Here is a 23,232-nt window from a genome sequence, read left to right as displayed (position 1 = left end):
CCGCAGCCGGCTCACCGCCTCCGTGTCACGGCGCGGGGTACTCCGCGATGTAGACCGGAACGCCGACCTTGGTCATGTCCGCCGCGCCGCCGACGCCGTTGACGACGTGGTCGATCACGCCGGCGCTGAGGTTGACGGTCATGATGTGGTGCAGCTTCACGCCCGGCGTCTCGGGGACCTCGAAGCCGTTCTCGGTGTGGATCTCCGGGTTGTTCTGGTTGAACACGTAGACGCCACCGCCGTGCAGGGTGTGCGTGCGCACGTGGTCGCCGACCTTGTAGCCCGCCCAGCCCTCGACGTCGCCCTTCATCCAGTCGGCCTGCGTCGGCGGGTCGTAGGGCAGCTCGTTCTGGTAGAGCACGACGGTGCCGCGCTCGCCGTTCCAGACGGTGTTGTGCCGCTGGAAGTGCTCCACGAACAGACCGGTCGCGGTCACGTCGTCGCCGTTGACGACGACACCGGTGAGGCCGGTGTTGGTGTTCCAGCGCTGCGTGTCGGTGAAGCCCTCGACGCCGTGGTCGGCCCGCCACACCCAGGTGTGGTCGATGAGCACGTTGTCGCTGTTGACCTCCAGCGCGGTGTCCGCCTTGCCCACGTGCGGCCCGCCGACGCGGAAGTACACGTCGGACAGCGTGGTCGGGTTGAGCGGCTTGCTCGGCCGGTTGCCGTGCTTCTTGCCCACGCGCACCAGCACCGGGGACAGCTCGGTGCCCGCGTCGACCGTGACACCGGCGATGACGACACCGGGCACGTCCGCCACGTCCAGCGGGGTCGAGCCGTGCACGGCGGTCAGCGTGGCGTGCCCGAGACCGAGCACCACCGTGTCGGGGCGCTTGACCTCGATGCTGCGGGCGACGTCGTAGACGCCCGGCGTGAGCAGCAGGTGCTTGCCGCGCGCGAGCGCGTTGTTGATGTCGCGCACCGAGTCGCCGGGCTTGGCGACGAAGAAGTCGGACAGCGGGACCGTGCGGCCGGGCGTCATGCCGTCGGCCCACGACACACCGCTGGTGTCGCGCCGGGCGGCCGGGACGCGGACCTGGTAGCGGCCGGCGTCGTCGACGAACAGGAACGGCTTCTCCCGGCTCAGCGGCGTGGCGTCGAGCGTGGTGTACGGCGGGTTCGGGAACGCCGCGTCGTCGGGGGCGCCCTCGACACCCGAGAACACCTGGTTCCACACGCCGTTCGACCAGCTGCCGAGCTCGCTGTCGCGGGTCAGCCACTGCTGCTGCGAGCCGTTGACGACCGACGGCAGCCTGGAGTCGGCGATGAACCCGCCGCTGGCGTACTGCGGGCCGGCGGTGCAGTAGTCCATCAGCGTGAAGGTGCCGCTGGTGACGTTGAGCCGGCGCAGCGACACCGCCTGCGAGACGGCCCAGAAGTTCGCCCCGGACCGGCAGCCGTCCTGGTCCTTGCCGTCGATGTTGATGGTCAGGTTGCCCAGCGTGCGCCAGAAGTTGACCAGCGCGAGGCAGTTGCCCGTGCCGCCGTCGGCCAGGCAGCGGTTGTAGACCTCGACCTTGCCGTTGATCACCACGTCGGTCGGCGACGCGCCGAGGCCCGCGATCTCGGTGTAGTAGCCCACCTTGATCTGCAGCGGCTGCTCGGCGGTGCCGTAGTGACCCGGCTTGAACAGGTACGCGTACCGCTGCGTGCCCATCTCGTTGTCGACCTGGGCGGCGTGCGTCGCGTCGAGGGCCGCCTGGATCTCGGCGACCGGCATGGAGGGGTCGAACACCTTCACGTTCACGCCGAGGTCCTGCGTGCGCCGGGGCGGGTCCGCACTCACGGCCGGCGCCGCGGCGGTCGCGGCGGCCAAGGCGAGGCCGAGCACGAACACCCGGCGCAGTCTCGTGTGAGCGCTCTCACGTCTGGCGTGGCGCATGATCGTCATTGACATGCCTCTGGGGGTAGTGACGCCGACCGCCGTGTAAGAGAGCGCTCTCTCAGGTCCGGCGAGGTCAGGGCGTCGGCGGTGTTGAGTTGGCTATTTCTACTTCACGATCCGCTCCCGCGCCATGCCCGGCCGGCACGAATCCGTACCGGTACGGACCGGGAAAAACAGGCGCGGTCGCGCCTGCCGGTGTGTTAGTCACTGATCGTGGATCGACAGACACTCAGCGCCTTGGCGCACGCGGAACACCCCATCGCGGCGCCCGTCGGCGACCCGACCGTCACCGACGTCCTGGACCGGGCGATCCGTCGACCCGACGCCCACGTGCTCGACCTGGGCTGCGGCGAGGGCGCGTGGCTGTTGCGCGCGGTGCAGGAGCACGACGGCATCACCGCGGTCGGCGTCGACATCTCCGACGCGGGCTTCGACACGACCCTCGCCGACGCCGCCCGGCTCGGCGTGGCCGACCGGCTCGACCTGGTGTGCGCGGACGTGACCGCGTACCGGTCGCCCCGCAAGGCGGACGTGGTGCTCAGCATCGGCGCGGCCTACGCCTTCGGCGAGCTGCTGCCCGCGCTCGCCGCCGCCCGGGGCCACCTGGCCGAGGACGGCGTGGTCGTGCTGGGCGACTGCTTCTGGGAACGCGAGCCGAGCCCGGCGGTCCGGGCGGAGTTGGAGGACGGTCCGCAGAAGTACGCGGACCTGCCGACCACGGTCGCCCGCGTGGTCGCCGACGGCTGGACGCCGGTGCACGGCCACGTGAGCACGACGGCGGAGTGGGACGAGTACGAGTGGAGCTGGACGGGCTCGCTGGCCTCGTGGGCGCTGGACCACCCCGACCACCCGGACCGGGAGCAGGTCCTGGCCACGTCCGCCGCGCACCGCGACAGCTGGCTCAACGGCTACCGCGGCGTGCTGGGCTTCGTCACCCTCGTGCTCCGGCCCACGCCCTAGGGCTGGGCCGCCAACCGGCACGCTTCCTCGACCACGTCCTGCGGTCGCACGTTCGCCCAGGCGAGGATGTCCTGGCAGCTCCGCACGTTGCCGTCCTCGCCGAGCCCGCACGCACTGCTGATGATGAAGCCGTCGAAGTGCTTCCAGTACAAGTAGTCGACGCAGTCCACCGCGTCGGCGTTCGCCACCGGCGACCCGGCCGGCACGGTGACCGCGCCGAAGCCGAGGACGAGCGCGGCGCACACGAGGATCCGGCGAAGTCCCATGGTCCCAGTGTCGAGGCGGTGGAGATCGACCGCACGGGACCACACGGAGTCGCCGGTCCGGCCAACCGGCCGCGCCGCCCCCGTCAGCGGCGCCCCCGTCAGCGGCACCCCGCTGGCGCCACCCGGTCAGCGACGCCCGTCAGCGACGCCTCAGCGACGCGTCGAGCAGCGCGGGCGGGGTGTCGAACTTCTCCTGCGGTGCGAGGTCGACGCCCGGGGCGACGATCTCGTCGATCGCGTCCAGCACGTCCGCCGGCAGCACGGTGTCCGCCGCCGCGAGTTGCGAGTGCAGGTGGTCGAGCGTGCGCGGCCCGATGATCGCGCCGGTCACGGCCGGGTGCGCGGTGACGAACCCGAGGGCGAGCTGGATCAGGGTCAGGCCGGCCTCGGCGGCGACCTCGACCAACCGCTCCACGGCGTCGAGCCTGGCCCGGTTGGCCGGGATCGCGGTGTCGAACCGTTCCGGCAGGATCGCCGAGCGGTGGGTGGCGACCTCCCGGCCGGCGCGGACCGCTCCGGACAGCCAGCCCGAGGCCAGCGGGCTCCAGGCCAGCACGCCGAGCCCGTACTCCTGGGCCACCGGGAGCACGTGCGCCTCGATGCCGCGCTGGAGGATCGAGTAGCTGGGCTGCTCGGTGACGTAACGGCCGAGGTGGTGCTCCCGGGCGGCCCACTGCGCCTGCACGATGCGGTAGGCCGGGAAGGTGGAGGAGCCGAAGTAGCGGATCTTCCCCGCGCGCTGGAGGTCGGTCAGCGCCGACAGCGTCTCCTCGTCGCTCGTGGTCGGGTCCCACCGGTGGACCTGGTAGAGGTCGACGTGGTCGACGCCCAGCCGGCGCAGGCTGTGGTCCAGCTCGGTGACCAGCCAGCGGCGCGAGCTGCCCTGGTGGTTGCGCTCGTCACCCATCGGCATGTTCGCCTTGGTGGCCAGCACGATGTCGTCGCGGCGGCCCGCGATGGCCTTGCCGACCATCACCTCCGACTCGCCGGCGCTGTACCAGTCGGCGGTGTCGATGACGTTGATGCCGCCTTCGAGGGCGGCGTCGACGATCGCGGTCGCCTCGTCCTGGGCGGTGCGCCCGATCGCGCCGAAGTTCATCGCGCCCAGCGCGAGGGAGCCGACCTGTACACCGGTGCGGCCCAAAGTGCGGTACTGCATGACGTGTCGTCTCCTGGTCTGACATCCTGAACAAGCGGAACGCTGTCCCGTTTGACGATACGGAACAGTGTCCCGCTTAGCAACCACGGCTCTGGAGGGAACGCGCGTGAACGACGAGGACCGGCCTGCGGCCAAGCCGAAGCGGGCCGACGCCCGGCGCAACGAGGAGTCCCTGCTCGACGCGGCCGCCGCGGTCTTCGTCGCCTCGGGCGTGGAAGCGCCCGTGCGCGACATCGCGGCGGCGGCCGGCGTCGGCACGGCCACGATCTACCGCCACTTCCCGACCCGGGCGGACCTGATCATCGCCGTGTACCGGCACCAGGTGGAGGCCTGCGCCGAGGCCGGGCCCGCCCTGCTGGCGGACGGCCCGAGCCCGTACGCCGCGCTCGGGCGGTGGATCGACCTCTTCGTCGACTTCCTGGTGACCAAGCACGGGCTCGCCGCCGTGCTGCGGTCCGACAACGCCGGCTTCGACGCGCTGCACGCGTACTTCCTGGACCGCCTGGTGCCCGTGTGCACCCGACTGCTCGACGCCGCCGCCGAGGCGGGCGAGATCCGTGCCGACGTCGAGGCCCTCGAACTCATGCGCGGCGTCGGCAACCTCTGCATCGGCGCCGACCGCGACCCCCACTACGACGCACGTCGGCTGGTCGCGCTCCTCGTCGCCGGGCTGCGCCGAGCCTGAGGGCGCCACCGGTGGCGCCGACCCCTGGTGCGGACCTTGGCGCTAAACCTTCAAGTCGCGCGGGAGCTTGTGCGGTGTCACCACGAGGTCGACCCGCCTGGCCCGACCGTCCTGGAGGGTGAAGGAGCAGACGAACCACGGGGTCGTGCCGACCAGCGCGACGAAGCCGGGCCCGCCGTTCACGGTCAGCGGCGCGATCCGCGCCCCCGTGGGCAGCTTGCCGCGCACCCCGACGAGGAAGCGCCCCACGCGGTCCGCGCCGTGGACCGGGCGCCGGGCCGCGCCGACCACGCCACCGCCGTCGCTGGTGAGCACGACGTCCGGGTCCAGCACGGCCAGCAGGCCGCGCAGGTCGCCCTGGCCGACGGCGCGGACGAACGCGTCGACGGCCGAGCGGTGCTCGGCGGTGCCGACGTCGACCCGGGGCGCGCCGGCCGCGACGTGCGCGCGGGCCCGCACGGCCAGCTGCCGCACGGCGGCCGGGCTGCGGCCCACGACGGCGGCGATCTCCGGGAACGGCATCCCGAACACCTCGTGCAGCACCCACGTGGTGCGTTCGGCGGGCGTCAGGGTCTCCAGCACGACCATGAGCGCGAAGCTCACCGCGTCGTCCAGCGTCACCCGTTCCGCCGGGTCGTCCGCGGTGGCGCCCACGAGCGGTTCCGGCAGCCAGGGGCCGACGTACTCCTCGCGCCGCACCCTGGCCGAGCGCAGCACGTCCACCGCGCGCCGCGCCACCGCCACCACGGCCCACGCCTCGACGTCGCGGACCGGTTCCTGCTCGTCGGCGGCGGTCAGTCGCAACCAGCAGTCCGACACCACGTCCTGCGCCTCGGCCACCGTGCCGACGATCGAGTACGCGACGCCCACCAGTCGCGGCCTGATGCGCGTGTACTCCGCGGCCAACTCGGCGACCCGGTCGGCCACAGGCCCGGTGGTCGGCCCGGGGGTCGGCTCGGGGGTCGGCCCGGTGGTCGGCTCGGGGGCGCGTCCGGTCGAGGATCCCTCGGCGCGCCCGGTCACGGGCACACCCCGTCCCGGCACCCGGCGAACGTCCCCTCCCCCACCCCCGGGCGATCGGGACCGGCGACGGGCAGGACGAACCCCTGCGGCCGACCCACCGCGAGCTCGATCAACCGGGCCGCCACGTCCGCCGCGGACACCGGCGGCGGCGACATCGGCAGGGACGACACCGGCTGCGACGACACCGACGGCGCCACCGGCCCGGTCACGCACGCCGGCGACCCGGCCGCCGGCTCGGGGGGCCGGGTGGTCCGCAGCACGCTCCAGGGCACCGACCCGGCCATCACCAGCGCCTCCTGCCGCCGCTTGCCGAAGTAGTAGTCGAGGTCGACCTCGTCCGCACCCACGATCGACAGCACGACCAGGTGCCGCACGCCCGCGCGGGCCGAGGCGTCCAGCAGGTTGCCGGTGCCCCGGGTCGACAACGGCTCCGCCTCGTCCCGGCTCCAGCCCGGCGAGTTCGACACGTCCACGACCGCGGCGCACCCCGCCAGGGCCGCGTCGAGCCCGGCGCCGGTCAGCAGGTCGACCCCGGCCGACCGACCGACCACGACCGCCTCGTGCCCGGACCGGGCCACCTCGTCGACCACCCGGCGCCCGCCCGCTCCCGTGCCGCCCACGACCGCGATCTTCATCGTGTCCTCCTCCGCGAGACCCCGCCACGGTCAGGACGATCCGGGCCACGCGAACTGTGACATCGCCCGGTGTCAGTCCTCACCGCGCGCGAGCTTCGACGGCCACCAGATACGCCTGCCCACGTCCACGCCCAACGCCGGCACCAGCAACGACCGCACCACGAACGTGTCCAGCAGCACGCCGAACGCCACGATGAACGCGATCTGCGCGAGGAACAGGATCGGCAGCACCGCCAACGCCGAGAAGGTCGCCGCCAGCACCACACCCGCCGACGTGATCACGCCGCCGGTGATGGTCAACCCGCGCAGCACCCCCGCGCGGGTGCCGAGCCCCCCGGCCTCCTCGCGCACCCGCGTCATCAGGAAGATGTTGTAGTCGATGCCCAGCGCCACCAGGAACACGAACCCGAACAGCGGCACCACGGGGTCGGCACCGGGGAAGTCGAAGATCCCGTTGAACACCAGCGCCGACACGCCCATGGTCGCGGCGAACGACAGCACGACCGTGGCGATCAGCAGCAACGGCGCCAGCAGCGACCGCAGCAGCAGCGCCAGGACCAGGAAGATCACCAACAGCACGATGGGGATGATCACCAGCCGGTCGCGCTCGGACGTGGTCTGCGTGTCCAGCTGCGTGGCGGTGGGCCCGCCCACCTTGGCGTCCGCGTCCGGTACCGCCCGGACGGCGTCGCGCAGCCGTTGCACCGTCGCCAACGCGGCCTCGGAGTCGGCCGGGTCCTCCAGCACGACGTCGAGCCGCACCAGCCCCGAGGCCTCCCCCGCCGGCCGCACCTCGGACACGCCGTCCACGTCCGCCGCCATCGTCACGGCCTCCGCCCGCCCCGCACGGGCGAGCACGACCGTCGGCGCGCCGGTGCCGCCCGGGAAGTGCCGCGACAGCACCTCCTGCCCGGCCACCGAGTCGACCTCGGTGAGGAACACGTCGGACTGCGCCGTACCGGAGGCCTTGAGCTGCGGCACGAACGCGACGCCGATCAGCAGCACCACCGCGGTGACGACCCACGTGGCCCGCGGCCGGGCCGAGATCATCCCGGCGACCCGCGCCCACACCCCGCTCGTCTCGGGGTGCGGCGAGCCGACCTTCGGCCGCAGCGGCCAGAACGCGGACCGGCCCAGCAGCACCAGCACGGCGGGCAGGAACGTCACCGAGGCCAGCAGCGCCGCGCCGATGCCGATCGCGGCCACCGGCCCGAGGCCCTTGTTGGAGTTGAGGTCGCTGAACAGCAGGCACAGCACGCCGAGCACGACCGTGCCCGCCGACGCGGCGATCGGCTCGACGGTGGCCCGCCACGCCACCCGCATCGCCCGGTACCGGTCCTCGGTGTCGCGCAGTTCCTCGCGGAACCGGGACACCAGCAGCAACGCGTAGTCCGTGGCCGCGCCGAAGACCAGGATGAACAGGATGCCCTGGCTCTGGCCGTTGAGGTCGATCACCTCGCCGTCGGCCAGCAGGTACACCGCGAGGCTGGCCAGGCCGAGCGCGAACACCCCGGACAGCAGCACCACCAGCGGCAGCAGCGGGCTGCGGTAGACCAGCACGAGGATCAGCGCCACGACCGCGCCCGCGACCAGCAGCAGCAGGCCGTCGATGCCGCTGAACGCCTCCTTGAGGTCGGCGACCTGCGCGGCGGGCCCGGCGACCAGCACGGTGAGCCCGTCGGGCGGGTCGGTCAGCTTCGCCCGGATGTCCTCCACCGCGCCTGCCGGGTCGGCCGGGTCGACCGCGATGACGACCTGCGCGGCCTGGTCGTCGCGGGTCGACGGGATCACCGGCGACGCCTCGCCGGTGAAGCCGCGGCCGCCCAGGTACTCCAGGTCGGCGGGGGTGAGCCCCGAGGCGCGCTCGGCGACCACGACCGCGGGCAGGCCGCGGGCGTCACCGAACGCCTTGACCTGCTCGGAGACCTCGGTGGCCTCGGCGGAGGCGGGCAGGAACGCGGTGCTGTCGTTGACCGCGACCTCGCTCAGCTTGCCCGCGAACGGGCCGGAGAAGCCGCCGAGCGCCAGCCACGCCACCGCCACCAGGGCGGGCAACAACCAGCGGGTGCGGTTCCGGGTCGCGTGCACGGGACAATGACCTCCGAGGCCACAAAGTTCGACGATCCAATAGTTCGACCGTCGAAACAATAACGGGAGGGCGCATGGCCGACAACTCGGCCCTGGTCAGGTTGCTCCGGCAACTGACGGTCGAAACCGACCGGTTCGTGGAGATGTTCGGCGAGAAGCAGCGGATGCACCGCACCGACCTCAACGCGCTCGCGCTGATCATGGACGCGCGGTGGGGCGGCACGCCGATGTCCCCGACCAGGCTGGCCGAGGCGCTGCACCTGAGCACGTCCGCCACGACGTCGGTCCTGGACCGGCTGGAGGCCTCCGGGCACGTCGAGCGCACGCGCAACCCGCACGACCGGCGCAAGGTCGAGCTGCACGTGTCGACCAAGGCGCTGGAGCTGGGACGTCACTTCTTCGAGCCGCTCGACGGCGCGTACACCCGCGCCTGGGAGCGGTTCGGCGACGCGGACAAGGAGGTGATCGCCCGGTTCCTGGTCGCGAGCATCGACGCGACCACCGCCGTGCGGGCGGAGCTGGCCGCGCCGCCGGACCCGAAGTCATCTCCGCCCGGTCCGCAGTGACCCACGGGTAACAGGAGCGTGCCGGCCGAAAAGCGACAGGGTCTCACCGTGAGAATCCTCTTCTCGAGCCTCGGCTCACACGGACACACGTTCCCCCTCGTGCCCCTCGCCGTCGCGGCGCGCGAGTTGGGCCACGACGTCACGTTCGTGACCACGGACAAGTTCGCGGAGGCGCTGACCGCGCAGGGCATCGAGCACGTCCCGGGTGGGATGGACATGCTGGAGGCGTTCGAACTGGGCAACGCGAGCCCCGCCGCGCGCAAGGCGGAGGACTTCGACCCCAGGCGCGTCTCGGCGGTGTTCGGCTCGATCCTGGCGCGCAGGCACGCCGCCGACCTGGCGCCGATCATCCTCGACCGCAAGCCCGACCTGGTCGTGCACGAGGTGGCCAACGTCGGCGTGGCGCTCGCGGCGAGGGCGGCCGACACGCCCGCGGTGTGCCACTCGTTCGGCAAGTACTGGCTGCCCAGCGGCCCCCTGGAGGACATCCGCCTGCACCTGGCCGAGGTCGCGGCCGAGTACGGCGTCGAGGTCCCCGACGGCGACGTCATGCGGTTCGGCAACCCCTACCTCGACATCTGCCCGCCGTCCGTGCAGGACCAGGACTTCCTGGCCACCACGTCGGACCGCGTCCCGCTGCGACCGGTGCAGTTCGCCGAGCCCGGCGGCCTGCCGTCGTGGGTGCTCGACCACCGCGAACCGCTGGTGTACCTGACGTTGGGCACGGCGTTCGGCACGGCGGGCGTGCTGCGCACCGCCATCGAGGGCCTCGGCACGCTGGACGCCAAGGTGCTCGTGTCCACCGCCATGGCCGTGGAGGTGGACGACCTGGGCGAGTTGCCGGACAACGTCGTCGTGCGGGCGTGGTTGCCGCAGGGCGACCTGCTCCCCTATGCGGACCTCGTGGTCCACCACGGCGGTGCGGGCACCACGATGGGCACGTTCGGCGCGGGCGTGCCGCACCTGGTGCTGCCGCAGGGCGCCGACCAGTTCGCCAACGCCGCCATGGTGACTGAGGCGGGCCTGGGCGACCGGGTGCTCGGCGCGGAGGTGACGCCCGAGGTGATCGCCGCCAAGGCGCGCCGCCTGCTCGCCGACGACGCCGTGCTCGACGCGGCCCGGGCGATGGCCGACGAGGTGGCCGCCATGCCGTCACCGCACGACGTGGCCGCCGTGCTGCCCGACTTCGCCTGAACCGCGCCGGGGTGATCTTCGCCTCGTCCCGGGGAGCACCCGAACCGGACGAAATTCACCCACCGTGGAAAATCTCGCTACGCTCGAACCAGTGCGAATCCTCTTCTCGAGCCTCGGCTCACACGGACACACCTATCCCCTGCTGCCGCTCGCGATCGCCGCACGCGAAGTCGGCCACGAGGTCATCTTCGTGACCTCGGAGGCGTTCGCGAACGCCTTAGCCCCGCACGGTGTCGAGCACGTCGTCGGCGGCCTGAGCATCCACGAGGCGTTCGCGGCCGCGTTCGGGAGCGCGGACGGGGTGCAGGCGCAGGACGTCGGCGCCGACCAGATCTCGGCGGTGTTCGGCTCGGTGCTGCCGCGCCGCTTCGCCGCCGACGTGGCGCGGGTCATCGCCGACCGCAAGCCCGACCTGGTCGTGCACGAGTTGGGCAACCCCGGCGCGGGGCTGGCCGCGAAGGCCGCGGGCGTGCCCGCGCTGTGCCACTCGTTCGGCCGGATGTGGGAGGCCGAGGAGTTCTCCGACCCCGTGCTCAAGCACCTGTCCGCGGTCGCCGCGGACCTCGGCGTCGACCTGCCGGACGACGACTTCATGGTGCTGGGCAACCCGTACATCGACATCTGCCCGCCGTCGGTGCAGGACCCGCGGTTCCTGGCCACGGCACCGCACCGGATCCCGCTGCGACCCGTGCCGTTCGCCGAACCCGGGGAGCTGCCGTCGTGGGTGCTCGACCACCGCGAACCGCTGGTGTACCTCACGTTGGGCACCGCGTTCGGCGAGGCGGGTGTGCTGCGCACGGCGATCGAAGGCCTCGGCGCGCTGGACGCGAAGGTGCTCGTGGCGGCCGGGCCGACGGTCGAGGTGGACGCCCTCGGCGAACTGCCGGACAACGTCGTCGTGCTGCCGTGGGTGCCGCAGGCCGACCTGCTGCCGCACGTGGACCTGGTGGTGCACCACGGCGGCAGCGGGACCACGATGGGCTCGTTCGGCGCGGGCGTGCCGCAGCTCGTCCTGCCGCAGGGGGCCGACCAGTTCAGCAACGCCGCGATGGTGACCGAGGCGGGGCTCGGCGACCGGCTGCTGGGCGCGGAGACGACCGCCGAGGCGATCACGACCCGGGCGCGGCGCCTGCTCGCCGACGAGGCCGTGCTCGGCGCGGCGCGGGCGATCGCCGACGAGGTGGCCGCCATGCCGTCCCCGCACGACATGGCCCGCTCGCTGCCCGACCACGTCTGAACCCGCGTGCCCGCCTGACCGCGACCGGGGGACGCGGTCAGGCGGGGTGCGGAACCGCGCAGCCCCGGCGCGGTGGCCGCGGTCGACGCGGCGCAGCGGTGCGACCGCCGACCGGACCACGTGCTGAACGCGTAAGCAGGGCCACTCGTCGCAACTATCGCGCCACTCGTCGTGGGGTGCTTGACCGGTTAATTTGATCGCTGCCACCGTCGGCGACGTCACCGATGACGACCGGCGTGGGGAGACCTTCATGGCAGGGCACGTGGGGAAGCTGGCCGTCACGGCCGCGCTCGTGGCGACGGCCGTGCTGCAACCGACCGCCACCGCGCACGGCAAGCCCTGGGTGGCCGGCTGGGCGGCGAGCCCCGTGGTGGGCAGCGACATACCGTGGAGCGACTGCCCGGCGGGCCAGGGGCTGCGGGACCAGACCGTGCGCAACGTGGTGTTCCTCAGCGCCGGCGGCAACTCGGTGCGGGTCCGGCTGACCAACGCGTTCGGCGCCACGCCGTTGCGGGTCGGCCGCGCGTCGGTCGCGGTGCAGGCGTCCGGTGACGCGGCGGTGCCCGGCACGTTGCGCGCGTTGACGTTCAACGGCAGGCGCGGCGTCACGGTGCCGGTCGGCCGGGAGCTGTTCAGCGACCCGGTCCCGTTGGACGTGAAAGCGCTGTCCACGCTCCTGGTGAGCGCTTACCTGCCGGACGCCACCGGCCCGCTGACCAACCACCCGTTCACCGCGCAGGGCAACTACCTGGCCCCGGGCGACCGCACCGGTGCGCTGGCGGGCGGGTTCCAGGACACGCCGTGCTGGATGGTCGTCGACGGTGTGGACGTGGCGCCCGCCAAGCGGGTCGCGGGCACGGTGGTGGCGTTCGGCGACTCGATCACCGACACGGCCAGCACCACCGGCAACGCCAACCGCCGGTGGCCGGACTTCCTGGCCAGGCGGCTGAACGCGGTGCCGGGTCGGACGCTGTCCGTGGTGAACGCGGGCCTGGGCGGCAACCGCCTGATCGCCGACCGCGACGAGCCGTACTGGGGCGTGGCGGGTGTGACGCGCGTGCAGCGGGACGTGCTGTCCCAGACCGGCGTCAAGGCGATGATCCTGCTGGAGGCCGTGAACGACATCGGCTACAGCGCGTCGGCCGAGGACCTGATCGCCGGGCACCGCGAGGTGATCGCGCAGGCGCGGGCGAAGGGCGTGCGGGTGTACGGCGGCACGATCCTGCCGTTCAAGGGCTCGTTCATCTGGACCGAGGAGCGCGAGGCGACCTGGCGGGCGCTCAACGACTGGATCCGCACGTCCGGCGAGTTCGACGGCGTGGTCGACTTCGCCGCCGCGACCGCCGTGCCCGGCGACCCGGCCACCCTGGACCCGGCCTACGACAGCGGCGACCACCTGCACCCGAACGACGCGGGCACGGAAGCCATGGCGAACGCCGTCGACCTGGCGATGCTGCTGGACCGCTGACACCGCCGCTGTCCGGGGTGAATCCGCTGTCGGCGAACGCCCCGGACAGCACGGCCTCCCCGAGCGCACGATGAGGTGTAATCGTGTAATCAGGAGGCGCCGATGGACCCGCTGGACGCCTACTCGCAGGCCGTGATCGCGGTGGCGAAGTCGGTCACGCCGCACGTGGCCAGCGTGCGCATGCCGCGCGGCACGGGGTCGGCGGTGGTGTTCACCGATGACGGCCACCTGCTGACCAACGCGCACGTGGTCGGCAGCGCGCGGGACGGGACGGCGGTGTTCGCGGACGGTTCCGAGGCGCCGTTCACGGTGGTGGGCACCGATCCGCTGGCCGACCTGGCGGTGCTGTGGGCGTCGGCGGAGGCGCCCGGTCCCGCGAAGTTCGGCGACGCCGACCACCTGCAGGTCGGCCAACTGGTGATCGCCGTGGGCAACCCGCTCGGCCTCGCCGGTTCGGTGACCGCCGGCGTCGTCAGCGCGCTGGGCCGCGCGGTTCCGGTGAGCAACGGCCGGATGGGGCGCGTGATCGAGGACGTGATCCAGACCGACGCGGCGCTCAACCCGGGCAACTCCGGCGGCGCGCTGGCCAACTCCGCGGGCGAGGTGGTCGGCATCAACACCGCGTTGGCGGGCATCGGCCTGGGGTTGGCGATCCCGATGAACAGCACCACCCAGCGGATCCTGTCGACCCTGCTGGTCGAGGGCCGGGTGCGGCGGGCCTACCTGGGCCTGGTCGGCGCGCCCGCGCCCCTGCCCGACGCCGTCGCCGAACGCACCGGGCAGCGCGCGGGCGTGCGGCTGGTGCAGGTCGTGCCCGGCGGTCCGGCCGAACGCGCGGGACTGCGCGACGGCGACCTCGTGCTGAGCGTGGCCCGGACGCCGGTCAACGACGCCCAGGGCATCCAGCGGCAGCTGTTCGCCGAGGCCATCGGATTACCGCTGCCGGTGACCGTCCTGCGCAACGGCGCCATGGTCGACGTCATCGCCACGCCGACGGAGCTCACCACGTAACGGCATCGCGAACCGCCGGCGCGCGTGCACGCGGGCGAACTCCCGGCGCGACCGCGCCTCCTCGGTGACGTCGGCGCGCCGGAACGCCTTCGCCACGCGCCGGTCGGGTCGCGCGGCGACGGCACGGGCCGGCTCGTCGGGCGAGGTGCGCTGGTCGGCGATCACGCGCAGGTGCTGGTCGCTCTCGCCGAAGCCCATGGCGCGGTACCAGCGCAACGTCGGCGGGTCGTCCCGGGTCCAGGCGTCCAGCGTGGTCGCGCCGAGCGCCAGGGCACGGGTCCGGGCCCGTGACAGCAGCGCGCCGCCGATCCCCCGGTGCTGGTGGTCCGGGTGCACCGCGATCGTCTCGATGGTGGCCAGGTCGCCGTCGACCGCGAGGTCGAGGATGCCGACGACCACCGCCCCGTCCACCGCCACGAGTTCCGCACCGCTGACCTCGGGCTTGGCCGCCACCACGTCGTCGTGGAGGGCGGTGCCCAGGGACGACGACACCCGGCACCGCAGCCACGACCGTTCGTCCTCGGCGACGTAGTCGCGCACCGCATACCCCATCGCGTCAGCCTGCCCGATCGCCGGCACCTGGGCGTACCGATTTCTCTACCGGCCGACGAAGACCACCCGGGCGCGCCGACCGGCGGTACGTGCGTCGGACGAGTCGAGGGGCCGGGCGACCGGGGCAGAGGGCCCACGGCACCGGCGACGACCGGGCCGCGGTTGCTCCGCGAGCACTGGACGGGCGGGCCGTGCGAGGATCGCGCCATGGTCATCGAGGTGCACGACGTTCCCGCGGAGAAGCACTTCGCGGCCGTGGTCGACGGCACGGCGGCGGGCAAGGCGGTCTACATCCGCACGCCCGACCTGATCGTGTTCACCCACACCGAGGTCGACCCCGCGTTCGAGGGCAAGGGCGTCGGCAGCGCCCTGGCCCGGGGCGCGCTCGACCAGGCGCGGGCGTGGGGGTTGCCCGTGCTGCCGCTGTGCCCGTTCATCAAGGGCTACATCGACCGGCACCGCGAGTACGTCGACATCGTCTACCGCACGCCGAAGACCACCGCCGTGGACTGAGCCGTCAGCGGAACGGTGCGGTGAAGCAGGCGATCCGGGCACCCGCGCTGCCCGCGCGGCCCTGCCGGGTCTCGGTGGTCGGGTGCTCGTGCAGCACGATCGAGGACGGCACGCGGTCGCCGAAGGCGAACGGGACCGTGGTCTCGGCCGTGCCGCTGCCCCGGCCGTCGGTGGTGAGGTCGAGCCAGATCTCGTTGCGCGGGTTGGCGTAGGCCGGGTCGACCGACGGCCGCTCGGGCGTCGCGGCGGGGTCGACCTCGTGCTGGTAGTGCGGGCCGGCGTCGGTGCCGTTGCGGCCGCAGGGGTCGGTGTGCGCGTGGGCGGCGTAACCGCGATCGGGTTGGAGCAGGTCGGCGCTCAGCCGCACGGTCGTCGTGCCGTCGCCGCCGACCACCTCCACCTCCAGTTCCGCGCCCGGTGGCGCGGCGACCGGGTCGTAGGTGAACGCGGTGCCGGCCGCCTCGGCCGGTGCCAGGACGCCGATCTCCCGGCTGCCCACCTCCGCGGCGGACGACCTGGCCCGTCCCGCTTCCGGGTCGCCGCCGCACCCCACCGCGGCGCACAGCGCGGCCACGACGATGACGAAGCGCATACCGGTCCCCTTCGGACGTCCGCCGTGAGCACCGTCGAACTACCCCCGCCGGTCCGGGTGAACCCTCCGCACGCCGTAGATCACTCGGCCGAGTGGTTTGGCGCTGTGCCACCGAACGGCGGGAAACCTCGTGGTGCCGACGCCGCGGGCCGTCCGCGGCCACGACGACCCGAGGGGGTCCGATGAGCACCCGCACGCTGATCGCCGCCATCGCCTGCGCGGCGGCGTTCCAGGCACCGGTCGCGCACGCGGTGGACGACCCGGGCGGCTTGGCCGCGTGCGGGACGACACCGGAGGACCGCGTGACCACGCGCGGCGAGACGCAGACCCGGTCGCAGTCCTGGTTGGACGCCCGGGTGCCGTACAGCCAGCAGGCGTGCCACCAGAACGAGCACGGCAACTACCGCACCGACTGCTCCGGCTACGTCTCCATGGCGTGGGGCCTCACCCACTCCCGCACCACCACCACGCTGCGCGACGTCGCCACCGAGGTCGCGCACGCCGATCTGCTGCCCGGTGACGCCCTGGTCAACGCGGGCCACGCGGCGCTGTTCGTCCGCTGGGCCGACGACGCGAGGTCGGAGCCGGTCGTGCGCGAGCAGACCGGCCCCGACGGCGAGCCACCGGTGGAGCGGAAGTGGACGGCGCGGACGGCGGGCGCCTACACCCCGTTGCGCTACCACAAGGTGGTCGAGGGCTGACGCGTCAGCTCTGGCAGGGCGCCCCGTTCAGGGTGAACGCGGTCGGCTTGCCGTTCGCGCCGGTCCGGGGTGTGCGTGCCGGCTCAGAGCTGGGTGATCCGCTGACCGCCGGCAAACGACCAGGCCAGCGTCCACGAGCAAGGGCCGGAGCGGTGAGCCCGCCTCCGGCGTCTCAGTCGCTGCCCAGTGCCAGGACCCGGGTGAGGACGCGGTGCAGTTCGGTGGCCGGGTCGTCGGCCAGGTCGGCGCTCCGCCAAGCGATGTGCACATCCGGGCGGATGAGCACGCAGCCCGCCTCGGTCACCTCCCTGGTGCGCGCCCAGTCGTCGTAGAGATCGATGTAGTCGCGTCCAGGGCCGATGACGTGGGCGTTCAGCGGAATGCCCAGCTTCTCGGCCACGCCGGTGGCGGCTTCCGCCCACCGCTCCCCCGCGATGCCGGTGAGCAGGCAGAAGCTGCCGTTGCCCGCCACGTCGTGGGTGCTGGTGCGACGGCCGTCCGGGTGGCCCAGCCACACGTGCGGCAGCCTGGCGCCAGGCCGGGTCGTGGGTTGGTAGTACAGCTCCGGGTCACGGGTCGGTGCGGGCTCGACGGTGCCGTCGGGGACGACCGCGTCCGAGTGGTAGCGCTGTCCCAGCTCCACGCCGTGGGCGTTGAACTCGTAGTTCTTCAGTTCGAGCGCCTTCCGGAGTGCCTCGCGTTGCGCGGCGGCCTCCGGGGTGTTGTCACCGCGTGCGTCGATCCGGGCCCGCATCCGCTCCGGGTCGCTGGTGTCGTCCAGTCCCAGAGCGGCCAGGATGGCGCCGAACTCCTCGATGCTCTTGTTGGCCCGCAGCACGATCTGCCTGCCGATCGGGGCTCGTTCCGCGCTGTAGGAGTCCAGGAGTCCTTCGCCGGCCTGGCCTCGCAGCACGTAGGCCAGCTTCCAGGCCAGGTTGTAGGCGTCCTGAATGGACGTGTTGGAGCCGAGGCCGTTCGACGGCGGATGGCGGTGGACGGCGTCGCCCGCGCAGAAGACGCGGCCGGACTGGTAGTGGGTGGCGTACATCTTGTTGTTCCCCCACAACGAGGTGGAGCGGACCGTCACCGGCACCGAGTCGTCGCCCACGAGCTGGTGCACGATCCTGGCGGCCATCTCGTCGTCCACCTCGGGCGGCGGCTTGGTGATGTCGTAGCCCCAGACGATCAGCCACTCGTTCCACGGCCTGACCATGCGGACCAGGCCCAGGCCGATACCGCCGACGTCCGCGCCCGGTTGCAGCACCCAGTACAGGACGCTCGGGCGGTGGGCGACGAGAGGCGACAGGTCGGCATGCACGACGATGTTCATGCTGCCGGCGACGTCCATCTGCCCGTCGAACGGCAGGCCGATGTCCGCGGCCACCGCGCTGCGCCCGCCGTCGGCGCCGATGACGTACTTGGCGCGGATGGTGTACTCGGTGCCGGTCACCCGGTCCCGCACCCGCACCGTGACGCCCTGCGCGTCCTGGGTGAGGCCGCGGTACTCGGTGTCGAACCTGATCCGGCTGCCGCGCGAGGCCGCGTGCCCGATGACGATCGGTTCCAGCAGGCTCTGCGGGATGTCGCAGTTCAGCGACGGGCTCGCCTGCACGTAGTCGCCCTCGCGCGCCGGGTGGGTGCCCCAAGCGCGCACCCGGCCCAGTTCGTCGCCGGTCAGGCTGGTGCAGAACACGGTTTCGCCCATCAACTCGTGCGGCGACGCCTGCGCCAGCACGTCGTCCTCGATGCCGAGGTCGCGGAAGATCTCCATCGTCCGCTGGTTGGTGATGTGCGCACGCGGTGTGTTGGCGGTCCAGTGGTACTTGGTGATGACCAGGTGTTCCACGCCGAGCGTGGCCAGCGCCAGCGCGGCGGCTCCCCCGGCCGGACCGCTGCCGATGATCAGCACGTCGGTCACCAGGTCGCCGTCGTCGCTGTGAGCGAGACGCACCTGGTGTGCGTCGTCGAGGTCCCCGCCCGAGACGGCGGTGGAGGGCTGCGTCATGACGGCTCCTGCTCCTGGGCGAGGGTGATGTCGAAGGCGACGGAGTGCCAGGTGCGGTCCACTCGGGAACCGTCCGGTGCGGTGCCGGGCGGGTGTTCCACCACGTCGACCACCAGGCTGTCCTTGACCCCGAAGACCGCGTCGGAGTCCAGGTACGGGTCGCCGGCAACGAAGACGTGGGTGATCAGCGTGCGGTGTCCCGGCGCCTCGACCTTGAAGTGCAGGTGAGCCGGGCGCATCGGGCTGCGGTGCGCGGCCCGGAGCAGATCGCCGACCGGGCCGTCGTCCGGGATCGGGTAGGGAACGGGACGCACGGACCAGAACCGGTACTCGCCTTCTTCGCCGGCGCGCAGCCACCCGCGGCCGGCCGACGCCGTCTCGTCGTGCTGCACGTCGTATAAGCCCTCTTCGTCGGCTTCCCACACGTCGATCCTGGCGTCCGGCAGCGGCCGGCCGTCGGTCGAGCGCACGTATCCGCTGACGTAGCACGGGTCGCCCTTGGCGCCGCGCGCGATGTCACCGCCGAGCGGGACCTCCGGCGAGTCCTCGGCGAAGAAGGGGCCGAGCACGGTCGACTCAGTGGCCTCCGCGTCTTCGGGTTCGGCGATGGTGACGGTGAGCATGGACAGCCCGAGCACGTCGGACAGCAGGATGAACTCCTGCCGCCGGTCGGTCGTGATGTGGCCCGCGCGGGTGAGGAAGTCGATCGCGGTGGCCCACTCCCCCTCCGTGAGGCGGACCTCGCGGGCGAAGGCGTGCAGGTGGTGGACGAGGCCGGTCATGATCTCGCGGTAACGGGGCGGCGCCGCCCGGAAGGCGGCGAGCACCTGTTCGGTCAGCGCTTCTTCACGCCGGTCGTTCATCGCCGCTCCTCCGTGGTCCCGGCCCAGGCGGCGGTGAGCAGGGCACGCAGCCGGGCCGTGTCGACCGGGACGGGGTTGCCCGCCGGGATGGTGGGCTCCACCAGGCGGACGACCTCGTCGAGTTGGTCCTCGCGCAGCCCGAGCGCGGCGAGACCGGACGGTGTGCACAGCCGCGCGGTCAGGTCACGCAACCCGGCGACCGGGTCGTCGACGCCGAGTGCGCGGGCGATCCGGTCGGCGGCATCGGGCGCGCCCGGCGCGTTGAACGCCAGCACGTGCGGCAGCACGATCGCGTGGGTCTGGGCGTGGGGCAGGTCGTGGGCGCCACCCAGCGCGTGGCAGAGCTTGTGGTGCAGGCCGGAGCCCGCCACCGCGAACGCGGAGCCGGCCAGGTAGGCGCCGTACAGCAGGTCTGCCCTGGCGTCGAGATCGGCGCCGTCGCGCACGACGGCGGGCAGCCCGGCGGCCAGTACCCGGATGCCCTCCTCCGCGACCAGGGAGCTGACCGGGTTGCGGCGGGGCGCCCACAACGCCTCGACGCAGTGCGCCATCGCGTTGAGGCCGCTGGCCGTGGACAGCTCTGCGGACAGCGTGGTGGTCAGTTCGGGGTCGTAGACAACCGTCCGGGGCAGGACGGCGGGGTCGACGCCGGTGGTCTTGCGCCCGCCCGCGGTGAGGCCCCAGACCGGGGTGACCTCGGATCCGGCGTAGGTGGTGGGCACCGCGACGATCGGCAGGCGGGTGGTGAGGGCGACGGCCTTGGCCAGGCCGGTCGCGGAGCCGCCGCCGAGGCTGAGGAGCGCGTCGGCCCGGAGTTCTGCCGCCACTTCACGGGCGTTCTCGACGATCTCCGCCGGCACGTGGCGGCGGACGTCGGAGAAGTACCCCGCGATCCGGTCGACGAAGGGCGCGGTCAGGTCCCCGGCCAGAGCTTCCGACGACTTGCCCGCGATCACCAGCAGCCGGTGGGCACCCAGCCGCGTGATCTCTTCGGCAAGCCGAGCACGCGCCGCCCCGCGCCCGAAGACGACCCGGCCGGGCAGAGCGTCATAGCTGAAATCCAGCACACGGGCCTCCGGCACACCGTTGTCCTGAGCAAGGTCGTTGATGGTGCCGGACCAGCAGGTATATGTCTAATACGCATTAGATGGCACAGCTATACGATGAACTATGGAGCTACGTCAGCTGCGCTACTTCGTCGCGGTCGCCGAGGAGCGGTCGATCACCCGTGCCGCTGCCCGCCTGCACCTGACCCAGCCACCGCTGAGCGGCCAGCTCGCCCGCTTGGAGCACGAGCTGGGCGTCCGCCTGCTGCACCGGCACCGCAGGGGTGTGGACCTGACCGACGCGGGCCGGCAACTGCTCACCCGCGCCCGGCAGTTGCTCGCCGACGTTGAGGCCGCGGCCGAATCGGTGCGCCATCTCGGCGAGGGTCGCAGCGGACGGATCGTGCTGGCCTTCGACTCCGCCACCGCCTCGGTGGTGCTGCCGAGGTTGATCAGCCGCTACCGGGCGGAGCGGCCCGCCGTCGCCATCGACGTCGTGGAGGACACCCCCGACGGGGTTTTGGAGGCCGTGCTGTCCCGCCGTGCCGAGATCGGTCTGACCCACCTGCCGCCGCCCGTGGCGCGCGTCCCGCCCGATGCCCGCCTGGACCTGGCGGTGGTGGACAGGGAACCGCTGGTAGCGGTGGTGCCGGCCGCGCTCGCGGACGCCGTGGGCCCGCGAGTGGACCTGCGCACCCTGGCCGACCAGCCGTTCCTGGTGCCCGCCGGCGGCACCCGTGCCGGTCTGTCGGCGCACGTCGTCGAGGCCTGCCGGCACGCGGGGTTCGAGGCGGTGCTGCGCGAGGTGAGGTCGATGCCGACTGCGGTGTCACTCATCGGCGCGGGGGTCGGGGTTTCGATCCTGCCCGCCTCGGTGCGCGGGTTGTCGGGCCCGGAGGTGGCGGTCCTGCCGTTGAGCACGCACATCCCCGTGGTCGAGACCGCACTCGTGCAGCACCGCGACCTCACGCCGTCCGCGACGCTGCGGTACTTCACCCGAATCGCCCTGGCCACACCCGAGCCGCACGCACTGGGTGCCCACCTGATCCCCGGACGCGGTCCCGGTCCGGACATCGGGTCGGCGAAGGAGCCCGTCTCGCGGGCGCCGCAACCCGTCGAGGATCCGGTGCGGTTCCAGGAGCCGTCGTGACGGCGCCGCCGGGAGCGGTCCGGCTAGCTGACCTTCTTCACCGTCGGGAAGTGCGGCAGCACGTACTCCCCGACCTCCTGGAGCACCTCGGCCGCGGGCCGGCGGCCGTACTTCACGTTCAGCAGCACGTGGTTGACACCGATATCGCGCAGCCCGCCGAGGTGGTCCAGGAGGTGGTCGCGACCGCTGCGGAAGCCGAGGTGGATTGGCGCCGGCCCGGCACCGGGGTCCTCCACCAGGTCGATGTAGAGCGACTGGGCGAACGGCTTCCACTCGCCGACGGACGCCCGCCACGCCGAGGTGATCATCTTCTGCTCGCGGATCGGCCTGGGGTACATCAACCACCCGTCGGCGTGCTCGGCGATCCACGGCAAGTCCTGCCGGCTGTTCCCGGTGACCATGATCGGTATCCGCCTGCCGCGCGGCTTCGGCAGCAGGTCCGTGCCGCGCATCGTGCCGTACCGCGAGTCCATCGCCGGGAAGTCCTCCGCCCACAGCCGCCGGATCGCCTCGATCGAGTCGCGGTACAGCTCGCCGCTGTCCGCGCGGTCGAGGCCGTAAGCGGGGAACTCCACGCCGCGATCGCCGGTGGCCGCACCGAGCACCAGCCGTTCACCGCTGAGCAGGTCCAGCGATGCGGCGGCCTTGGCGATGTCGATCGGGTTCCGCAGCGGCAGCACCGTCGACCCGGTGGCCAGCGCGATGTGCGATGTCCGCGAAACCAGGTGGGCCAGCCACACCCACGGGTCGAACAGCTGGCCGCCGTCGCCGAACGACGGGTCGAGCAGCGGGACGTCCCTCGCCCACAGCGCGGCGAACCCGCGTTGTTCCGCCAGCACGGCCTGCTCGACCTGCTCGGCCACGTCCATCCTCGGCACCGGGCCCGCATAGGACTCAAGCGGCATCAGGAGGCCGAGCGTGAGCTCGCTCTCCAGGAACATGGAAGCGAAGCCCGGCCGATCACCGAACTCGTCAGTCGTCACGGTCGCCAGCATACTTGACCTCAAGGACTAAAATCTCTACCGTTGCGTCCCATGGGGAGGCCAAAGAAATTCGACCCGGACAGAGCGGTGGAGCAGGCCGCGGAGACCTTCCGAGCCCACGGCTACGCCGAGACCTCCCCACAGACCCTCGCGGACAGCCTGGGCATCGGCAAGGGCAGTCTCTACAACGCCTTCGGGAGCAAGCACGACTTGTTCCTGAGGAGCCTGGAACGCTACACCGACACCTCGCTCACCGAGCTGAAGGCCGTCATGGACACCGACAGGCCGATCCGGGAGCGGGTGCGCAACCTGCTGATCGGGTTCGTCCGGTCGGACCTCGACGACCCGGACCGATGCGGCTGCCTGGTGGTGAACAGCGCCGTGGAAGTCGCACCGGCCGACAAGTCGGCCGCACTGTTGCTCGGCCGGTCCTTCGACGCCACCGAAGCGGTGCTGCACATGGCGTTCATCGCGGCACGCGAGAGCGGTGAGATCGGGCCGGACCGCGACCCCAAGGCACTCGCGGGTCTGATGCAGAGCACCATGATCGGACTCCGGGTCCTCGCGAAGACGAGGGCGGACTTCGACCGCTTCGAGTCCACGATCGACGCCGCGATCACGGCCATCTGAGCGGGGACCGGTCACCACCT

At 72.5% G+C, this 23,232-nt stretch carries 23 protein-coding genes; 11 read left to right on the top strand and 12 right to left on the bottom strand.

Annotated elements, in window-relative coordinates; translation table 11 throughout:
* Positions 1-25: 25 nt before the first annotated feature.
* On the bottom strand, positions 26-1,897 hold the full coding sequence (locus AB0K14_RS14825; protein ID WP_360460838.1) for a hypothetical protein: 1,872 nt from the start codon (positions 1,895-1,897) through the stop codon (positions 26-28).
* A 201-nt stretch (positions 1,898-2,098) separates the two neighbouring features.
* Between AB0K14_RS14825 and AB0K14_RS14820 the strand changes: the two genes are divergently transcribed.
* Positions 2,099-2,845: a class I SAM-dependent methyltransferase gene (locus AB0K14_RS14820; RefSeq protein WP_360460841.1), complete on the top strand. Its 747-nt coding sequence runs from the start codon at positions 2,099-2,101 to the stop codon at positions 2,843-2,845.
* Here AB0K14_RS14820 and AB0K14_RS14815 read toward each other — a convergent pair.
* Complete coding sequence (locus AB0K14_RS14815) at positions 2,842-3,111, bottom strand: hypothetical protein (protein WP_360460844.1); 270 nt, start codon at positions 3,109-3,111, stop codon at positions 2,842-2,844. The genes AB0K14_RS14820 and AB0K14_RS14815 overlap by 4 nt on opposite strands.
* 139 nt (positions 3,112-3,250) lie before the next feature.
* A complete protein-coding gene (locus AB0K14_RS14810; protein ID WP_360460847.1) occupies positions 3,251-4,270 on the bottom strand; it encodes an aldo/keto reductase in 1,020 nt (339 codons plus the stop codon).
* A 106-nt stretch (positions 4,271-4,376) separates the two neighbouring features.
* On the opposite strand from AB0K14_RS14810, the gene AB0K14_RS14805 reads away from it, so the two are divergent.
* Positions 4,377-4,955, top strand: a complete 579-nt coding sequence (locus AB0K14_RS14805) for a TetR family transcriptional regulator (RefSeq protein WP_360460850.1) — start codon at positions 4,377-4,379, stop codon at positions 4,953-4,955.
* 42 nt (positions 4,956-4,997) lie between these two features.
* Here the strand turns inward: AB0K14_RS14805 and sigJ are convergent, their stop codons facing one another.
* From sigJ to AB0K14_RS14790, 3 genes are all read right to left on the bottom strand, one after another.
* Complete coding sequence (gene sigJ, locus AB0K14_RS14800; RefSeq protein WP_360460853.1) at positions 4,998-5,978, bottom strand: RNA polymerase sigma factor SigJ; 981 nt, start codon at positions 5,976-5,978, stop codon at positions 4,998-5,000.
* Positions 5,975-6,613 (bottom strand): NAD(P)H-binding protein, encoded by a 639-nt coding sequence (locus AB0K14_RS14795; protein ID WP_360460855.1) that lies wholly within the window; start codon positions 6,611-6,613, stop codon positions 5,975-5,977. The genes sigJ and AB0K14_RS14795 overlap by 4 nt, the downstream gene beginning before the upstream one ends.
* Positions 6,614-6,685: 72 nt before the next feature.
* Positions 6,686-8,701: an efflux RND transporter permease subunit gene (locus AB0K14_RS14790; protein WP_360460858.1), complete on the bottom strand. Its 2,016-nt coding sequence runs from the start codon at positions 8,699-8,701 to the stop codon at positions 6,686-6,688.
* A 74-nt stretch (positions 8,702-8,775) separates the two neighbouring features.
* Between AB0K14_RS14790 and AB0K14_RS14785 the strand changes: the two genes are divergently transcribed.
* The 5 genes from AB0K14_RS14785 to AB0K14_RS14765 all read left to right on the top strand — a co-directional run bounded on the left by AB0K14_RS14785 (position 8,776) and on the right by AB0K14_RS14765 (position 14,177).
* Entirely contained in the window at positions 8,776-9,267 is a 492-nt protein-coding gene (locus tag AB0K14_RS14785) for a MarR family transcriptional regulator (protein WP_360460861.1), read from the top strand.
* 99 nt (positions 9,268-9,366) lie between these two features.
* On the top strand, positions 9,367-10,461 hold the full coding sequence (locus AB0K14_RS14780; RefSeq protein WP_360460864.1) for a nucleotide disphospho-sugar-binding domain-containing protein: 1,095 nt from the start codon (positions 9,367-9,369) through the stop codon (positions 10,459-10,461).
* 91 nt (positions 10,462-10,552) lie between these two features.
* Entirely contained in the window at positions 10,553-11,698 is a 1,146-nt protein-coding gene (locus AB0K14_RS14775) for a glycosyltransferase (RefSeq protein ID WP_360460867.1), read from the top strand.
* Between the two features lie 250 nt (positions 11,699-11,948).
* Positions 11,949-13,166 (top strand): SGNH/GDSL hydrolase family protein, encoded by a 1,218-nt coding sequence (locus AB0K14_RS14770; protein ID WP_360460870.1) that lies wholly within the window; start codon positions 11,949-11,951, stop codon positions 13,164-13,166.
* A 102-nt stretch (positions 13,167-13,268) separates the two neighbouring features.
* Positions 13,269-14,177, top strand: a complete 909-nt coding sequence (locus AB0K14_RS14765) for a trypsin-like peptidase domain-containing protein (RefSeq protein ID WP_360460873.1) — start codon at positions 13,269-13,271, stop codon at positions 14,175-14,177.
* Here AB0K14_RS14765 and AB0K14_RS14760 read toward each other — a convergent pair.
* Positions 14,100-14,729 (bottom strand): GNAT family N-acetyltransferase, encoded by a 630-nt coding sequence (locus tag AB0K14_RS14760; protein WP_360460876.1) that lies wholly within the window; start codon positions 14,727-14,729, stop codon positions 14,100-14,102. The genes AB0K14_RS14765 and AB0K14_RS14760 overlap by 78 nt on opposite strands.
* Here AB0K14_RS14760 and AB0K14_RS14755 point away from each other — a divergent pair.
* Entirely contained in the window at positions 14,640-15,242 is a 603-nt protein-coding gene (locus AB0K14_RS14755; RefSeq protein ID WP_360460879.1) for a GNAT family N-acetyltransferase, read from the top strand. The genes AB0K14_RS14760 and AB0K14_RS14755 overlap by 90 nt on opposite strands.
* A gap of 4 nt (positions 15,243-15,246) precedes the next feature.
* Here the strand turns inward: AB0K14_RS14755 and AB0K14_RS14750 are convergent, their stop codons facing one another.
* Positions 15,247-15,834: a superoxide dismutase gene (locus AB0K14_RS14750; protein ID WP_360460882.1), complete on the bottom strand. Its 588-nt coding sequence runs from the start codon at positions 15,832-15,834 to the stop codon at positions 15,247-15,249.
* Positions 15,835-16,016: 182 nt separating this feature from the next.
* Here AB0K14_RS14750 and AB0K14_RS14745 point away from each other — a divergent pair, with 182 nt between their 5' ends.
* On the top strand, positions 16,017-16,535 hold the full coding sequence (locus AB0K14_RS14745; protein WP_360460885.1) for a hypothetical protein: 519 nt from the start codon (positions 16,017-16,019) through the stop codon (positions 16,533-16,535).
* Between the two features lie 172 nt (positions 16,536-16,707).
* Here the strand turns inward: AB0K14_RS14745 and AB0K14_RS14740 are convergent, their stop codons facing one another.
* Genes AB0K14_RS14740 through AB0K14_RS14730 form a run of 3 tightly spaced genes read right to left on the bottom strand, consistent with a single transcriptional unit; the run spans position 16,708 to position 20,485 of the window.
* Positions 16,708-18,540, bottom strand: coding sequence for an FAD-dependent monooxygenase (locus AB0K14_RS14740; RefSeq protein ID WP_360460888.1), 1,833 nt, complete (start codon positions 18,538-18,540; stop codon positions 16,708-16,710).
* On the bottom strand, positions 18,537-19,403 hold the full coding sequence (locus tag AB0K14_RS14735) for an intradiol ring-cleavage dioxygenase (RefSeq protein ID WP_360460891.1): 867 nt from the start codon (positions 19,401-19,403) through the stop codon (positions 18,537-18,539). Before AB0K14_RS14735 ends, AB0K14_RS14740 begins: the two co-directional genes overlap by 4 nt.
* Positions 19,400-20,485, bottom strand: coding sequence for a maleylacetate reductase (locus AB0K14_RS14730; protein WP_360460894.1), 1,086 nt, complete (start codon positions 20,483-20,485; stop codon positions 19,400-19,402). The genes AB0K14_RS14735 and AB0K14_RS14730 overlap by 4 nt, the downstream gene beginning before the upstream one ends.
* Before the next feature lie 88 nt (positions 20,486-20,573).
* On the opposite strand from AB0K14_RS14730, the gene AB0K14_RS14725 reads away from it, so the two are divergent.
* Positions 20,574-21,599: a LysR family transcriptional regulator gene (locus tag AB0K14_RS14725; protein WP_360460897.1), complete on the top strand. Its 1,026-nt coding sequence runs from the start codon at positions 20,574-20,576 to the stop codon at positions 21,597-21,599.
* Positions 21,600-21,622: 23 nt separating this feature from the next.
* Here the strand turns inward: AB0K14_RS14725 and AB0K14_RS14720 are convergent, their stop codons facing one another.
* The gene (locus tag AB0K14_RS14720; RefSeq protein WP_360460900.1) at positions 21,623-22,582 is read right to left on the bottom strand and encodes an LLM class oxidoreductase; all 960 of its coding nucleotides are present in this window, start codon (positions 22,580-22,582) and stop codon (positions 21,623-21,625) included.
* Between the two features lie 51 nt (positions 22,583-22,633).
* Between AB0K14_RS14720 and AB0K14_RS14715 the strand changes: the two genes are divergently transcribed.
* Positions 22,634-23,212 carry a TetR/AcrR family transcriptional regulator gene (locus AB0K14_RS14715; RefSeq protein ID WP_360460903.1) on the top strand — a complete coding sequence of 193 codons (579 nt, stop codon included), beginning with the start codon at positions 22,634-22,636 and terminating at the stop codon, positions 23,210-23,212.
* The last annotated feature ends 20 nt before the right edge of the window (positions 23,213-23,232 follow it).

Origin of the sequence: Actinosynnema sp. NPDC050801 (genome assembly GCF_040673975.1) — a bacterium.
Lineage (GTDB): Bacteria > Actinomycetota > Actinomycetes > Mycobacteriales > Pseudonocardiaceae > Actinosynnema.
The sequence above is the reverse complement of the archived record's forward strand: the minus strand, read 5'-3'. Positions and strand labels throughout refer to the sequence as shown.

Excerpts from the sequence above, each read along its gene's own strand:
- AB0K14_RS14825 (WP_360460838.1), bottom strand. The coding sequence starts at position 1,897 with ATGTCAATGACGATCATGCGCCACGCCAGACGTGAGAGCGCTCACACG.
- AB0K14_RS14815 (WP_360460844.1), bottom strand. The coding sequence starts at position 3,111 with ATGGGACTTCGCCGGATCCTCGTGTGCGCCGCGCTCGTCCTCGGCTTC.
- AB0K14_RS14810 (WP_360460847.1), bottom strand. The coding sequence starts at position 4,270 with ATGCAGTACCGCACTTTGGGCCGCACCGGTGTACAGGTCGGCTCCCTC.
- AB0K14_RS14795 (WP_360460855.1), bottom strand. The coding sequence starts at position 6,613 with ATGAAGATCGCGGTCGTGGGCGGCACGGGAGCGGGCGGGCGCCGGGTG.
- AB0K14_RS14785 (WP_360460861.1), top strand. The coding sequence starts at position 8,776 with ATGGCCGACAACTCGGCCCTGGTCAGGTTGCTCCGGCAACTGACGGTC.
- AB0K14_RS14770 (WP_360460870.1), top strand. The coding sequence starts at position 11,949 with ATGGCAGGGCACGTGGGGAAGCTGGCCGTCACGGCCGCGCTCGTGGCG.
- AB0K14_RS14765 (WP_360460873.1), top strand. The coding sequence starts at position 13,269 with ATGGACCCGCTGGACGCCTACTCGCAGGCCGTGATCGCGGTGGCGAAG.
- AB0K14_RS14760 (WP_360460876.1), bottom strand. The coding sequence starts at position 14,729 with ATGGGGTATGCGGTGCGCGACTACGTCGCCGAGGACGAACGGTCGTGG.
- AB0K14_RS14750 (WP_360460882.1), bottom strand. The coding sequence starts at position 15,834 with ATGCGCTTCGTCATCGTCGTGGCCGCGCTGTGCGCCGCGGTGGGGTGC.
- AB0K14_RS14745 (WP_360460885.1), top strand. The coding sequence starts at position 16,017 with ATGAGCACCCGCACGCTGATCGCCGCCATCGCCTGCGCGGCGGCGTTC.
- AB0K14_RS14740 (WP_360460888.1), bottom strand. The coding sequence starts at position 18,540 with ATGACGCAGCCCTCCACCGCCGTCTCGGGCGGGGACCTCGACGACGCA.
- AB0K14_RS14735 (WP_360460891.1), bottom strand. The coding sequence starts at position 19,403 with ATGAACGACCGGCGTGAAGAAGCGCTGACCGAACAGGTGCTCGCCGCC.
- AB0K14_RS14725 (WP_360460897.1), top strand. The coding sequence starts at position 20,574 with ATGGAGCTACGTCAGCTGCGCTACTTCGTCGCGGTCGCCGAGGAGCGG.
- AB0K14_RS14715 (WP_360460903.1), top strand. The coding sequence starts at position 22,634 with ATGGGGAGGCCAAAGAAATTCGACCCGGACAGAGCGGTGGAGCAGGCC.